The organism is Bordetella saccharivorans, assembly GCF_045862855.1.
In the GTDB taxonomy this organism is placed as follows: Bacteria; Pseudomonadota; Gammaproteobacteria; order Burkholderiales; family Burkholderiaceae_B; genus Bordetella_A; species Bordetella_A petrii_F.
Genome location: NZ_BAAFZO010000001.1, coordinates 2787738 through 2800762, shown reverse-complemented (window position 1 = coordinate 2800762; position 13025 = coordinate 2787738). Strand labels below are relative to the sequence as shown.

The window sequence follows — 13025 nt, the reverse complement described above, 5'->3', positions numbered from 1 at the left end:
TTCCGTTGCCGCCATGCGCCTGCGCCATATAGAAATCTTCGAAGCGATCCGCCGCACCGGCTCGCTCACCGAGGCCGCCGCCGCGCTGCATATCTCGCAGCCGGCCGCCAGCAAGCTGCTGGCGCACGCCGAGGCGCAACTGGGCTTCAAGCTGTTCGAGCGCGTCAAGGGCCGGCTGGTGGCCACGCGCGAAGCCGAGATCCTCACGCCGGAGGTCGAGCGCCTGAACCAGGACCTCAGCAGCGTGCGCAGGCTGGCCGCCAGCCTGCGCGAACGGCCCCACGGCCACCTGCGGCTGGGCTGCGCGCCCGCGCTGGGGCTGGGCCTGCTGCCCCAGGTCGTGCGCGCCAGCCGCGATGCGCGGCCAGGCATCACGTTCGATATCCACACCTATCACAGCGCCGAGCTGGTGCAAGGCCTGCTCACGCGCGAGCTGGACCTGGCCGTCACGTTCGACCAGCACGATTATCCCGGCCTGTCGCGCGCGCCGCTCGGCCACACCGAGCTGGTGCACCTGGGCCGCAAGCCGGGCCCGGGCCCCACCCGCCTGGCCGACCTGGCGCAAGACACGCTCATCGTGCTGGATTCGCGCGACGCCTCGGGCGCCCTGCTGCAGATGGCGCTCGACGCACAGGGGCTGGACCCCGACGTGGCCATCCAGGTACAGACTCATTACGTGGCCTGCGCGCTGGCCGAGGCCGGCTGCGGCGAGGCCATCGTCGATGCCATCACGGTACGCGCCATGCTGCGGCCCGGCATGGTGGTGCGGCGCCTCGATCCGCCGCTGAAAGTGCCGCTCAGCATCCTGACCCGCTCGCACGACCCGCTGTCGGCCCTGCACCGCGAGTTCATCGAACGGCTGCGGCAAGCCTGCGCCGAGCTGGCGCAGCCGCCGCTCCAGGGCGCCTAGCCTGCCGCCCGGTTCCCGGCCAGTGTGCTGGCTCCTTGTGGAGCGAACAGGCCCCAGGGGCTGTGCGGCCAAGAAAAACGGGCGCCCGCGGGCGCCCGTCTGCGTGGCGGCGGGACGGGGCCCGAAGGGCCCATCCCGGCCGGCGGATCAGTTCAGCGTGATATTGGACTTCTTCACGATTTCCTTGGCCCAGTCGTACTGCTCCTGGATTTCCTTGGCGAACTCTTCCGGCGTGTTGCCCGACGGCGCCGAACCCTGCTTGTCGAGCGCCTCGATGACCTTCGGGTCTTTCAGCGCCACCACGGCGGCATCGCGCAGCTTGTTGACGATGTCCATCGGCGTGCCCTTGGGCGCCAGCAGGCCGTACCAGACCGGCTGGTTCAACTGCGGGAAGCCGGCTTCCTTGAAGGTGGGCACGTCCTTGATGGTGTCGATGCGCTCGGGCCATGCGATGGCCATGGCGCGCAGCTTGCCGGCCTGGATCTGCGGCATGGACGACGGCAGGTTGTCGAACAGGATTTCGATCTGGCCGCCGACCGCGTCGGCCACCGCCGGGCCCGAGCCCTTGTAGGGCACGTGCACGATGTCGGTGCCGGTGGCGATCTTGAACGATTCGCCCATCAGGTGCAGCACGCCGCAGGTGCCCGAGCTGCCGTACGAGTACTTGCCGGGATTCTTCTTCAGCTCTTCGAGGAAGCCCTTGAAGTCCTTGGCCGGGAACTTGGGATTCACCGACACCACGTTGGCGGTGTTGGCGAAGTTGGTGACCGGCTGGAAGTCCTTGATGGGATCGTAGGGCAAGTCGTTCGGGCGGCACGCCGAGTTCACGGCCATGGTCGACACGGTCGCGATGGACAGCGTGTAGCCGTCCGGCTCGGCGCGGGCGGCTTCCGCCGCGCCGATGGCGCCGCCGGCGCCGCCCTTGTTCTCGACCACCATGGGCTGGCCCAGTTCCTGGCTCATGCGCTGGGTGACCAGGCGCGCGATGATGTCGGTCGAGCCGCCCGGCGCGAACGGCACGATGACGCGGATCGGCTTGTTGGGATAGGCGTCCGCGGCCACGGCGGCCGAGGCGGCCGCCAGGCCCGTGGTCAGCGCGATGGCCGTGGCCAGGGTGCGTGCTTTGATCATCATTGTTGTATTTCCTCCAAGTGCGGGCCCCTGTGTGAGGGCCGATTGTGCAGGCTTCAGCGAGTCTGCCGATAAGCCGATCGCTGCGAAATTGGCGAGCGAAGTATATGAAATCCTGGGTGCTTATGGCGCACGCGCTCTGCCGAATTCGACGAGAATAGCAGCAAAATGTGTCGACGCGGCAGCTCCATACGCCGTGTTTTCCCCAACTTTTCCCTCCTTTACATGTCGGTCGCTCTGCTAGTTTTGCCGGATTTCCTGCTGATCGCCCTGGGCTGGGCGCTGCGCCACAAACTGGGATTCAACCGCGAATTCTTCGCCGGCACCGAGCGCATGGTGTATTTCGTGCTGTTCCCCGCCCTGCTGTTCCAGGCCATCCTGCGCACCCCCATCTCGGCCGGCAGCGCCCTGCTGCTGTTGCAGGCCACCGCCGCCGTGGTGGCCATCGGGGTGGCGCTGGCCTGGCTGGGCGGCAGGGCGCTGCGGGCGCAGCCGCTGGCGCTGGCCTCGGCGGCGCAATGCGGCTACCGCTTCAACACTTATATCGGGCTGGCGCTGGCGGCCAGCCTGGGCGGCGCGCACGGCCAGACCACCATGGCGCTGATCGTCGGCTTCGCCGTGCCGCTGGCCAACATCGCCGCCGTCTACGGCCTGGCGCGCCACGGCAACCACGGACTGCTGCGTGAACTGCTGCGCAATCCGCTGCTGATGGCCACGCTGCTGGGGCTGGCCGGCAACCTGGCCGGCCTGCAACTGCCCGGCCCCGTCGACACCGTGCTGGCGCGGCTCGGCTCCGCCTCGCTGGCGCTCGGCATCCTGTGCGTGGGCGCGAGCCTGTCGTGGCAAGGCGGCCAGGGGCACGGGCGGCTGATCGGCTGGATCCTCACCGTCAAGCTGCTGTTGCTGCCGCTCGTCGCGCTGGCCGCGGCCCGGCTGCTCGGCCTGCCCGCGGCCGAATCCCGCATGCTGCTGCTATTCGCCGCCCTGCCCACTGCCTCCGCCGCCTACGTGCTGGCCATGCGGATGGGGGGAGACGGGCGCATGGTGGCGGTGCTGATATCGCTGGGGACCCTGCTGTCCGTGGTGACCGTACCGGGGTGGTTGACGGTCGCCGGAGGGTGAGCGTTGCCCGGGGGTGGGAGGTTTTGGGGTTCTTCTGGCGGCGAGCCGGGGGGCGGGCAGCCGTTGGGGCGCCTCGCATGAGCTCAAGCTTCCCACATCGCGGGGACGGTCATCTTGCGCGGGCTTCGTGGCGACCGTGGTGGGGAAGACGAATATCTTGCAGGGCCGCCCACCTGGGGCCGCCCTGCGCGGCCCCAGGTGGGCATTCGTGATCGGGTTGCGCAGGATGTGGCGGTGGGGCTTGTGAGGACGATGGGGTTGTGCCTGAGCCGGCGTTGCTGAGGAAGACTTCTCGAGCGCGAATCACGAGGAACGGCGGGGCCGGACGACCCGCGTCCATGGCTCACGGTCATGCAAAGGGCACACGACGGTCGCCACCCGATGACGAGGCCAGCTAATTCTTCGGCAAGAAGGAAGCAGAACGAGCTCACGCCATCTCGCCAAGAATTCCGGTGCCAAACCCATTGCAATCAAAGGTCGAATGCAGTTGCCGGTCCGCGCTGGGCGGACCGGCAACTGCGGCGCGCCAGATGTTTTTCTTGTCCCGACGCCCAGCCACGAAGCCTAAGCAAATCGCTCGTCCCAGCGATGCCGGGAACTTGAATATCTGCGAGTCGCGGTGGGGCGCGGGCGCTGTCCGGGCGCCTCGGGATCGAGCTAGCGGATGCCGTACGGAGGCCCGTAGGGGCCGGAGGAGGCGAGCGACGCGGTGTCGGCCGCCCGGGCGGCCGACCGATCCCGTGAAGCCCGGACAGCGCCCGCGCCCCACCGCGACGGCCAGAAAGACTATTTACCGCTTGGCGTTGGTCATCTCCCCCGGTACGACCCACTTCGTGAACTCCTCCTCCGTCACGTAGCCCAGCGCCAGGGCGGACTCTTTGAGCGACAGGTTTTCCTTGTGCGCCTTCTTGGCGATCTGCGCGGCCTTGTCGTAGCCGATGTGCGGGTTGAGCGCCGTCACCAGCATCAGCGAGCGATCCACCAGTTCCGCGATGCGCTCGCGGTTGGGCTCGATGCCGGCCGCGCAGTGCTGGTCGAAGCTGGCCATGCCGTCGGCCAGCAGCCGCACCGACTGCAGGAAGTTGTGGATGACCAGCGGCTTGAACACGTTCAGCTCGAAGTTGCCGCTGGCGCCGCCAATGTTGATGGCCACGTCGTTGCCCATGACCTGCGCGGCCAGCATGGTGATGGCTTCGCACTGCGTGGGGTTGACCTTGCCCGGCATGATGGAGCTGCCCGGCTCGTTCTCGGGAATGCGGATCTCGCCCAGGCCCGAGCGCGGCCCGCTGGCCAGCCAGCGCACGTCATTGGCGATCTTCATCAGGCCGGCGGCCAGCGACTTGAGTGCGCCATGCGCGAACAGCAACGCCTCGTGCGAGGCCAGGGCCTGGAACTTGTTCGGCGCCGACGCAAAAGCCGAGCCCGTCTCGTGCGCCAGTTCGGCGCATACCTTGGCGCTGAACGACGGATGCGCGTTCAGCCCGGTGCCCACCGCCGTGCCGCCGATCGCCAACTGATGCAGGCCCGGCAGCGTCGCGCGGACCTGCTGTTCGGCCAGATCCAGCTGGGCCACGTGCCCCGACAGCTCCTGGCCGAGCGTCAGCGGCGTGGCGTCCTGCAAATGCGTGCGGCCGATCTTCACGATGTCGTAGAACGCCGCGCTCTTTTCGGCCAGCGTGGCGCGCAGGGCCTTCAGCGCCGGCAGCAGGTGGTGCTCGACCTGCAGGGCGGCCGCCACGTGCATGGCCGTGGGAAACGTGTCGTTGGACGACTGGCCGCGGTTGACGTGGTCGTTGGGATGCACCAGGCGCGCTTCGCCGCGCGAGCCGCCCAGCAGCTCCGACGCGCGGTTGGCCAGCACCTCGTTCATGTTCATGTTGCTCTGCGTGCCCGAGCCCGTCTGCCAGACCGACAACGGGAACTCGTCCGGCCATTGGCCGGCGATAACTTCGTCGGCGGCGCGCACGATCGCATCGGCGATCTTGGGATCCAGCTCGCCCAGGTCGGCGTTGACCTTGGCCGCCGCCCGCTTCAGGCGCGCCATCGCGGCCACCAGCGGCACCGGCATGCGCTCGGTGGAAATGGCGAAGAACTGCAGCGAGCGCTGGGTCTGGGCGCCCCACAGGTGGTCGGCGGGCACCTCGATCGGGCCGAAGGTGTCTTTCTCGGTACGGGTGTTCATGGCGTGGCGTTTCCTGGCATGGCCCATGGCCGGCAAGCAGCCGCGGCGTTGCATGGATGAGAATAGAAATCACTAACGATCATAGCAGACCGCGCGCTTCCTATAATCCGGGGACGTTCACCTGTTTTACCACTCGTCTCCCCCCATGTCCGCCCCACTGCGCAGCCTGACCCTGTCCCTGCCCGACGAAGCCGCCACCGAGGCGCTGGCCCGCCAGTTCGCCCCGTTGGTCAGCGGCGCCGGCGGCGGCCCGGCGGGCGGCCGCATCCACTTGCAGGGCGACCTGGGCACGGGAAAAACCGCCTTCACCCGGGCATTGTTGCGGGAATGCGGCATAACCGGCCGCATCAAGAGTCCCAGCTACGCGCTGCTTGAATCTTATAAAGTTTCTAACTTATACTTCTATCACTTTGATTTTTATAGATTTACCGATTCGCGCGAATGGCTGGACGCGGGCTTCCGGGATTTACTGCGTGACGAGGCCATCGTATTGATCGAATGGCCCGAACGCGCCGGGGGGCTCCTGCCCCCTCCGGACATGCAGATTTCGCTGGTCTATGCAGAGCCGGGCCGCGAGGTCACCTTGACTGCCCATACCGCACGAGGACAAACATGGTTGAACGCGATTGTCCCTCCGCCCCCGGTGCCCTCCCTCCCAGCGGCGCCATCCGCCGGCGCCTGATCAGCGCCGCCACCACCCTGCTCGTCCTGCCGGTGCTGCCGCGCCTGGCGCATGCCGCCACCATCCTGGCCGTGCGCACCTGGCCGGCCGACGAATACACGCGCGTCACGCTGGAACTCGACAGCGAACTCAAGGCTGAACATTTCACGCTGGAAAACCCGCACCGGCTGGTGGTGGACATCGAAGGCCTGCAAGTCAGCGCCGCGTTGAACCAGCTGGTCTCCAAGGTACGCCCCGACGACCCGTACATCCAGGCCCTGCGGGTGGCACAGAACCGCCCCAATGTCGTGCGCCTGGTTTTCGACCTGAAGCAGGCGGTCGCGCCGCAGGTCTTCACGCTCAAGCCGGTGGCCGACTACCAGTACCGGCTGGTGCTCGACCTGTATCCCAAGGTCGCGCAGGATCCGCTGCTGGCGGTGCTGGGCAAGCAGGGCGCGCCCGACGTCGACGACCCGCTGGCGCGCATCCTGGAAGACATCGCGCGCAACCCTGTCACGCCCAACGTGCCGGCGCCGCAGGCCCAGGGGCAAGAACCGCCGCCCGCGGTGGCCCTGCCCAAGCCGGCGCCGGCGCCCGCGCCTGTCCCCGGGCCGGCCGCGCCTTCGCGCCGCAAGCGCATGGTCACCATCGCCATCGATCCCGGCCATGGCGGCGAAGATCCCGGCGCCATCGGCCGCAGCGGCCTGCGCGAGAAAGACGTGGTGCTGCGCATCGCGCGCCGCCTCAAGGCGCTGATCGACGACCAGCCCAACATGCGCGCCTACCTGACGCGCGACGACGACTATTTCGTGCCGCTGCACGTGCGCGTGCAGAAGGCGCGCCGCGTGCGGGCCGACCTGTTCATCTCCATCCATGCCGACGCCTGGATCAAGCCCAGCGCCAACGGCTCCTCGGTATTCGCGCTGTCGCAGCGCGGCGCCTCCAGCACCCAGGCGCGATGGCTGGCCCAGAAAGAAAACGCGGCCGACCTGATCGGCGGCGTCAACATCGGCAGCCACGACCGCCAGGTGGCCAAGGTGCTGCTCGATCTTTCCACCACCGCGCAGATCAACGACTCGCTGCGGCTGGGCGCCGCGTTCCTGGACGAGATCAAGAAGATCAACCGGCTGCACAAGCGGCACGTCGAGCAAGCGGGCTTCGCGGTGCTCAAGGCGCCCGACATTCCGTCCATCCTGGTCGAGACGGCCTTCATCAGCAACCCGCGCGAAGAAGAACAACTGCGCTCGAGCAGCCACCAGCAAAAGCTGGCCGAGGCCATGATGAACGGCATCCAGCAGTACTTCGTCGCCAACCCGCCGCTGGCGCACATCGCCGACGCCAGTTGAGCTGCCGCCGGCGTCCCGGCCGGCGTAACAAAACGCCCAACCCGGGCGGGCGCGACGCGCCTATGATGAAGCCTCCAGTCGCCAGAAAGGAGGCTTCTCATGAATGCGGACACGCCCCATGCACCGCCCTGCATTTTCCCCACGCTGCGCTGCCGCGACGCGGATTCGATGATCCGCTGGCTGGTCGATGTCTACGGCTTCGCCGAGCACGTCGTCTACCGGGACGCCGGCACGGTCCAGCACGCCGAGCTGGCGCTGGGTTCCTCGATCATCATGCTGGGACAGCACCGCGACGACGCCTACGGCAAGCTGGTGGGCGGCCTGGATGGCCGCCGCACCGACGCGATCTACGTAGCCGTGGCCGACCCCGACGCGCTATGCGCAAGAGTGCGCGCCGCCGGCGGCAAGATCGAGGCCGAACCCTGCGACACCAGCTACGGCAGCCGCGAATTCGCCTGCCGCGATCCGGAGCAGAACCTGTGGAGCTTCGGCACCTACTGGCCGCGCGCGGACCGTCCGCCGCAAGCCGCCTAGCGGCTCAGCGGCCCGTGCGCCGCCGGCTGCGCGCCAGCTTGATCAATGCGCCCAGCACCACCGGCACGATGGCGGCCGCCAGCCCCACCAGCACGATGGTGTTCAGGTGCTCCTTCACCAGCGGGATGTTGCCGAAGAAATAGCCGGCGATGATCAGGCCGGCCACCCACAGCACCGCGCCGGCCACGTTGAACAGCTGGAAGCGCAGCAGGTTCATCTCGGCGACGCCCGCCACGAAGGGCGCGAAAGTACGGAATACCGGCAGGAAGCGCGACAGCACGATTGTCTTGCCGCCGTGCTTTTCATAGAACAAATGCGTGCGCAACAACGCGGCGCGGTCGAGGAAGCGCACGTTCATGGTGAACACGCGCGGCCCGATATAGCGGCCGACGGCGTAGTTGACCGTATTGCCGGCAATGGCCGCGACGATCAGCAGCAGGCCCAGCAGCACCGGGTCCAGGCTGCCGGTGGCGCCGAAGGCTCCTGCGATGAACAGCAGCGAGTCGCCCGGCAGGAACGGCAGCACCACCAGCCCGGTCTCGGCGAAGATGATCAGGAACAGGACCAGGTAGACCCAGGACCCGTATTGTTCGACCCACACGCCCAGCGTCTGGTCGATGTGCAACACCATCTGAAAAAATTCGAGCATGAATCAATGCGTCAGTCAGTCGCGGGCGCCGCGCCTCCGCCTGCCCGGCGGCGCGGCGCCCGTATGGGATTTCCGGGTGCGAGCCGCCTTCGACTATAGCGCACCGCCCGATGCGCGCCTGCGCGCGGCCGGGCCGCCATGGCCTGCCGGAAACGGCGCGACGTAGGGCTAAAATCGTCGCATGTCCGCCCATCCCGAATCGCTCCCCATGTCCGAACGCCGCGCCATCGCCGCCCTGCCCGATCTGCTGATCAGCCAGATCGCCGCGGGCGAGGTCATCGAGCGGCCCGCGTCGGTGCTCAAGGAAATCCTCGAGAACGCCATCGACGCCGGCGCGCGCGCCATCGAAGTGCGGCTCGAGGGCGGCGGCATCCGGCGCATCGCCGTGTCGGACGACGGCAGCGGCATTCCGCCCGACGAACTGCCGCTGGCGCTGGCGCGCCACGCCACCAGCAAGATCCGCTCGCTCGATGAGCTCGAATCGGTGGCCTCGATGGGTTTCCGCGGCGAGGCCCTGGCGTCGATCGCATCGGTCGCGCAAGTCACCATCATCTCGCGCACGCGCGACGCTGACCACGCCTGGCAGATCGACGGCGGCAGCCGGCAAGTCGCGCCCGCGTCGGGCCCGCCCGGCACCACGGTCGACGTGCGCCAGCTGTTCGACGCCGTGCCCGCCCGGCGCAAGTTCCTGCGCGCCGAAGCCACCGAATTCGGGCATTGCGTCGATGCGCTGGAGCGCATCGCGCTGGCGCACCCGGAGATCGCTTTCCGCCTGTTCCACCACGACCGCGCCCAGCGCCAATGGCTGCCCGCCGACCCGGGCCAGCGCATCCGCGACGTGCTCGGGGCCGAGTTCGCCGAACACGGGTTGCCGATCGAAGCCTCGGTCGGCGCCATCGGCCTGTCCGGCATGATTACCCGGCCCACCGCGGCGCGCGCGCGCGCCGACCGGCAGTATTTGTACGTCAACGGCCGTTTCGTGCGCGACCGCACCGTCAGCCATGCGCTGCGCGCGGCCTATGCCGACGTGCTGCACGGTGACCGCCAGCCCGCCTATGTGCTGTACCTGGACATCGATCCCGGCGCCGTAGACGTCAACGTCCATCCGGCCAAGCACGAAGTGCGCTTCCGCGACAGCGGCGCAGTGCACCGCTACGTCTCGCAGGTGGTCGGGCAGGCGCTGGCCCAGACCGGCGGCGCCGCCGCGGTGCCGGCCGCGCCGCCGGCGCGGGACGACGACGAGCCGGCTCCGCTCGCGGCCACGGCGGCCGTGGCGGCCGGCGCGCGCGCCGCCATGCCGGCCCAGCCCATGCGCGACGGGGGCGGCAGCCCAGCGGCCCCGATCCCGAACCGGCCGGCGGCGCGGCCGCACACCCAGGTGCCGTTCCGCCTGCACAACGAGCCGGCCGGCGTGCCGGCCACCGACTGGCGCACGCTGTACCGGCCGCTCGACAGCGCCGCGGCGGCACCCGTGGCGGCGCTGCGCGAGCCGGCGCCGCCACCGCCGCCGGCCCTGCCGGCCGACGAAGAACATCCGCTGGGCATGGCGCTGGCCCAACTGCACGGCATCTACATCCTGGCGCAGAACCGGCGCGGCCTGGTGCTGGTGGACATGCACGCCGCCCATGAGCGCGTGGTCTACGAGCAGCTCAAGCGCGCGCTGGACGCGCGCGAGCTGCCGCGCCAGGACCTGCTGGTGCCGGTGGTGTTCCATGCCCAGGAAAAAGACGTGGCCCTGGTGGAAGAACACCGGGAACACTTGACCGAACTGGGTTTCGACCTGCGCCCCGCAGGCCCCACCTCGATCGCCGTGCGGTCGGTGCCGGCCCTGCTGGCGCGCGGCGACATCGAGACCATGGCGCGCGCCGTGCTGCGCGACCTGGCCGCCGTGGGCGTGTCGCGCCTGCTCACCGAGCAGCGCAACGAACTGTTGTCCACCATGGCGTGCCACGGCTCGGTGCGCGCCAACCGGCGCCTCACCATCGAGGAAATGAACGCGCTGCTGCGCCAGATGGAGGTCACCGAACGGGCCGATCAATGCAACCATGGCCGGCCGACCTGGGTGCAATGGTCGGTGGCCGACCTGGATAAACTGTTCCTGCGCGGACAGTAGCCGCCATGCGCACATCGCCACGCCGGCGTGCCACCCCCTCGCCGGCATGATCCCCTCCGCCATCCCCATCATCTGCCTGGCCGGCCCCACGGCCGCCGGCAAGAGTGCCGCCACGCTGGCGCTCGCGCAGCGCTGGCCGCTGGAAATCATCAATGTCGATTCCGCCACGATCTACCGCGGCATGGACATCGGCACCGCCAAGCCCTCGCGCGCCGAACAGGCGCGCGTGCCGCAGCATCTGCTGGACATCCGCGACCCGGCGCAATCGTATTCGGCGGCGGAGTTTCGCGGCGATGCGCTGCGCCTGATCGACGCGATCCGGGCGCGCGGCCGCATGCCCCTGCTGGCCGGCGGCACCATGCTGTACTACAAGGCGCTGCGCGAGGGCCTGGACGACCTGCCTCGGGCCGACCCGGCGCTGCGCGCCGAGCTGGAAGAACGCGCCGCGCAGCGGGGCTGGCCGGCGCTGCACGCCGAACTGGCGGCGCTGGACCCGGTCACCGCGGCGCGGCTGGCGCCCAACGACAGCCAGCGCATCCAGCGCGCGCTGGAAATCTGCCGGTTGAGCGGCCGGCCCATGTCGGCCTTGCTGGGCGCCCGCCAGCACGCCGCCGAGCCGGACGCCCATCGCTATGTGACGCTGAGCCTGGAGCCGTCCGATCGCGCCGCGCTGCATGCGCGCATCGCGGAGCGCTTCGACGCCATGCTGGCACAAGGGCTGCTGGACGAAGTGCGCGCCCTGCACGCGCGCGGCGACCTGCACCCCGGCCTGCCGTCGGTACGCTGCGTGGGCTACCGGCAGATGTGGGCGCACCTGGAGGGCGCCGTCGACCTGGCCACCGCGCGCGAGCAGGCCATCGCCGCGACCCGACAGCTCGCCAAGCGGCAGATTACCTGGCTGCGCGCGCAGCCGGAACGGATGGTGGTGGACTGCCTGGCAGATGATGCCGCGGGGCGGGTGGTCGATGCGGTGGCGGGGATATTGCGGGGGTGATCCGGTCGCCGGGCGATGGTTTCCCTCACCTCGGTGTCAGACACCCTTGCGGCATTGCCGCCTACCCGCGCCATCTACGCAAGGGTGTCTGACACCTGGGCACACCGGCCGTGCGATCAGATGACGACGGTCTGCGCCATGCCGTCTTTTTGCGCGACGATCTCGCCCAGGCGGCTGACGGTCTCGCCCTGCGCCGCCAGGGTGGCGGCGATGGCGTTGGCCTGGGCGGCGTCGGCGACGATCACCATGCCGATGCCGCAGTTGAAGACGCGGTGCATTTCGGTGTCGGCCACGCCGCCCTGCTGCTGCAGCCACTGGAACAGGCGCGGCATTTCCCAGGCGTCGCGGTGCAATTGCGCCGCCAGGCCGGGCTGCAGGATGCGCGGCACGTTGTCGAGCAGGCCGCCGCCGGTGATGTGCGCCAGGCCCTTGATGCCGCCCTGGTGGGCCGCCAGCGCGGCCAGCACCTGCTTGACGTAGATGCGGGTCGGCGCCATGACCACGTCGGCCAGCGGCTGGCCGTGGAAGTCCTGGTCGGGGCGCGCGCCGGCGCGCTCGAGGATCTTGCGTACCAGCGAATAGCCATTGGAATGGGCGCCGCTGGAAGCCAGGCCCAGCACCACATCGCCCGGCTGGATCGACTTGCCGTCCAGGATCGCCGATTTCTCGACCGCGCCGACGGCGAAGCCGGCCAGGTCGTATTCGCCGTCGGGGTACATGCCCGGCATCTCGGCGGTCTCGCCGCCGATCAGGGCGCAGCCGGCCAGTTCGCAGCCGCGCGCGATGCCGCCCACCACCGCCGCCGCCGTGTCCACCGCCAGCTTGCCGCAGGCGAAGTAGTCCAGGAAGAACAGCGGTTCGGCGCCCTGCACGAGAATGTCGTTGACGCTCATGGCGACCAGGTCGATGCCCACGGTGTCATGGCGATTCCATTCGAAGGCCAGGCGCAGCTTGGTGCCCACGCCATCGGTGCCGGACACCAGCACGGGCTCGCGGTATTTCCCCGGCACCTCGAACAAGGCGCCGAACCCGCCGATGCCGGCCAGCACGCCGGGACGCATGGTGCGCGCAGCAAGGGGCTTGATGCGGTCGACCAGGGCGTCGCCCGCGTCGATGTCGACGCCGGCGTCGCGGTACGTCAGGGGGGCGGAAGGTTGAGTAGTCATGAGAAAAACCGTGGGGTATGTAACAATTGCGGGTTTCAGGGGTGCAGCGCCTGCAATTTTACGATGCCGGGCGCCCTGGCTCGCGCGGCAGGCGTTTTCGCGCCGGCGACGGGCGTCGTTGCGCAGGCCTTGCATGGGCCGCCGCGCCGCGGCCCGCGCCCGGCGCCGTCGGTTATCCGTCCGACGCGCGGCTCCTTTGAGTGTGAACAGGCCCTAG

11 protein-coding genes are annotated in these 13025 nt (G+C 69.2%); 7 read left to right on the top strand and 4 right to left on the bottom strand.

The window, feature by feature from the left end; genetic code table 11:
- Positions 1-13: 13 nt before the first annotated feature.
- Positions 14-910 carry a LysR family transcriptional regulator gene (locus tag ACKTT0_RS13390; protein ID WP_407852427.1) on the top strand — a complete coding sequence of 299 codons (897 nt, stop codon included), beginning with the start codon at positions 14-16 and terminating at the stop codon, positions 908-910.
- Between the two features lie 147 nt (positions 911-1057).
- On the opposite strand, the gene ACKTT0_RS13385 is transcribed toward ACKTT0_RS13390, so the two are convergent.
- Entirely contained in the window at positions 1058-2041 is a 984-nt protein-coding gene (locus tag ACKTT0_RS13385) for a tripartite tricarboxylate transporter substrate binding protein BugE (protein WP_407852426.1), read from the bottom strand.
- Positions 2042-2266: 225 nt separating this feature from the next.
- Here ACKTT0_RS13385 and ACKTT0_RS13380 point away from each other — a divergent pair, with 225 nt between their 5' ends.
- Complete coding sequence (locus ACKTT0_RS13380) at positions 2267-3163, top strand: AEC family transporter (protein WP_028356675.1); 897 nt, start codon at positions 2267-2269, stop codon at positions 3161-3163.
- A 790-nt stretch (positions 3164-3953) separates the two neighbouring features.
- Here ACKTT0_RS13380 and fumC read toward each other — a convergent pair.
- A complete protein-coding gene (gene fumC / locus ACKTT0_RS13375; RefSeq protein WP_407850359.1) occupies positions 3954-5345 on the bottom strand; it encodes a class II fumarate hydratase in 1392 nt (463 codons plus the stop codon).
- 145 nt (positions 5346-5490) lie between these two features.
- On the opposite strand from fumC, the gene tsaE reads away from it, so the two are divergent.
- The 3 genes from tsaE to ACKTT0_RS13360 all read left to right on the top strand — a co-directional run bounded on the left by tsaE (position 5491) and on the right by ACKTT0_RS13360 (position 7886).
- On the top strand, positions 5491-6027 hold the full coding sequence (tsaE, locus tag ACKTT0_RS13370) for a tRNA (adenosine(37)-N6)-threonylcarbamoyltransferase complex ATPase subunit type 1 TsaE (RefSeq protein WP_407850358.1): 537 nt from the start codon (positions 5491-5493) through the stop codon (positions 6025-6027).
- The gene (locus ACKTT0_RS13365) at positions 5958-7352 is read left to right on the top strand and encodes an N-acetylmuramoyl-L-alanine amidase (protein ID WP_028356678.1); all 1395 of its coding nucleotides are present in this window, start codon (positions 5958-5960) and stop codon (positions 7350-7352) included. The genes tsaE and ACKTT0_RS13365 overlap by 70 nt, the downstream gene beginning before the upstream one ends.
- Before the next feature lie 99 nt (positions 7353-7451).
- On the top strand, positions 7452-7886 hold the full coding sequence (locus ACKTT0_RS13360; RefSeq protein WP_407850357.1) for a VOC family protein: 435 nt from the start codon (positions 7452-7454) through the stop codon (positions 7884-7886).
- A 4-nt stretch (positions 7887-7890) separates the two neighbouring features.
- Here ACKTT0_RS13360 and ACKTT0_RS13355 read toward each other — a convergent pair whose 3' ends face one another.
- The gene (locus ACKTT0_RS13355) at positions 7891-8535 is read right to left on the bottom strand and encodes a VTT domain-containing protein (RefSeq protein WP_094805799.1); all 645 of its coding nucleotides are present in this window, start codon (positions 8533-8535) and stop codon (positions 7891-7893) included.
- Positions 8536-8743: 208 nt separating this feature from the next.
- On the opposite strand from ACKTT0_RS13355, the gene mutL reads away from it, so the two are divergent.
- Both mutL and miaA read left to right on the top strand, forming a co-directional pair.
- Positions 8744-10648, top strand: coding sequence for a DNA mismatch repair endonuclease MutL (gene mutL / locus ACKTT0_RS13350; protein ID WP_407850356.1), 1905 nt, complete (start codon positions 8744-8746; stop codon positions 10646-10648).
- Positions 10649-10694: 46 nt separating this feature from the next.
- Positions 10695-11642 (top strand): tRNA (adenosine(37)-N6)-dimethylallyltransferase MiaA, encoded by a 948-nt coding sequence (gene miaA / locus ACKTT0_RS13345; protein ID WP_407850355.1) that lies wholly within the window; start codon positions 10695-10697, stop codon positions 11640-11642.
- A 116-nt stretch (positions 11643-11758) separates the two neighbouring features.
- Here miaA and purM read toward each other — a convergent pair whose 3' ends face one another.
- Positions 11759-12808 (bottom strand): phosphoribosylformylglycinamidine cyclo-ligase, encoded by a 1050-nt coding sequence (gene purM / locus ACKTT0_RS13340; protein ID WP_407850354.1) that lies wholly within the window; start codon positions 12806-12808, stop codon positions 11759-11761.
- Positions 12809-13025: the final 217 nt, after the last annotated feature.

What these genes read in the sequence shown, in the direction of transcription:
- ACKTT0_RS13390 (WP_407852427.1), top strand. Translation starts at nt 14, where the DNA reads ATGCGCCTGCGCCATATAGAAATCTTCGAAGCGATCCGCCGCACCGGC.
- ACKTT0_RS13385 (WP_407852426.1), bottom strand. Translation starts at nt 2,041, where the DNA reads ATGATCAAAGCACGCACCCTGGCCACGGCCATCGCGCTGACCACGGGC.
- ACKTT0_RS13380 (WP_028356675.1), top strand. Translation starts at nt 2,267, where the DNA reads ATGTCGGTCGCTCTGCTAGTTTTGCCGGATTTCCTGCTGATCGCCCTG.
- fumC (WP_407850359.1), bottom strand. Translation starts at nt 5,345, where the DNA reads ATGAACACCCGTACCGAGAAAGACACCTTCGGCCCGATCGAGGTGCCC.
- tsaE (WP_407850358.1), top strand. Translation starts at nt 5,491, where the DNA reads ATGTCCGCCCCACTGCGCAGCCTGACCCTGTCCCTGCCCGACGAAGCC.
- ACKTT0_RS13365 (WP_028356678.1), top strand. Translation starts at nt 5,958, where the DNA reads ATGGTTGAACGCGATTGTCCCTCCGCCCCCGGTGCCCTCCCTCCCAGC.
- ACKTT0_RS13360 (WP_407850357.1), top strand. Translation starts at nt 7,452, where the DNA reads ATGAATGCGGACACGCCCCATGCACCGCCCTGCATTTTCCCCACGCTG.
- ACKTT0_RS13355 (WP_094805799.1), bottom strand. Translation starts at nt 8,535, where the DNA reads ATGCTCGAATTTTTTCAGATGGTGTTGCACATCGACCAGACGCTGGGC.
- mutL (WP_407850356.1), top strand. Translation starts at nt 8,744, where the DNA reads ATGTCCGAACGCCGCGCCATCGCCGCCCTGCCCGATCTGCTGATCAGC.
- miaA (WP_407850355.1), top strand. Translation starts at nt 10,695, where the DNA reads ATGATCCCCTCCGCCATCCCCATCATCTGCCTGGCCGGCCCCACGGCC.
- purM (WP_407850354.1), bottom strand. Translation starts at nt 12,808, where the DNA reads ATGACTACTCAACCTTCCGCCCCCCTGACGTACCGCGACGCCGGCGTC.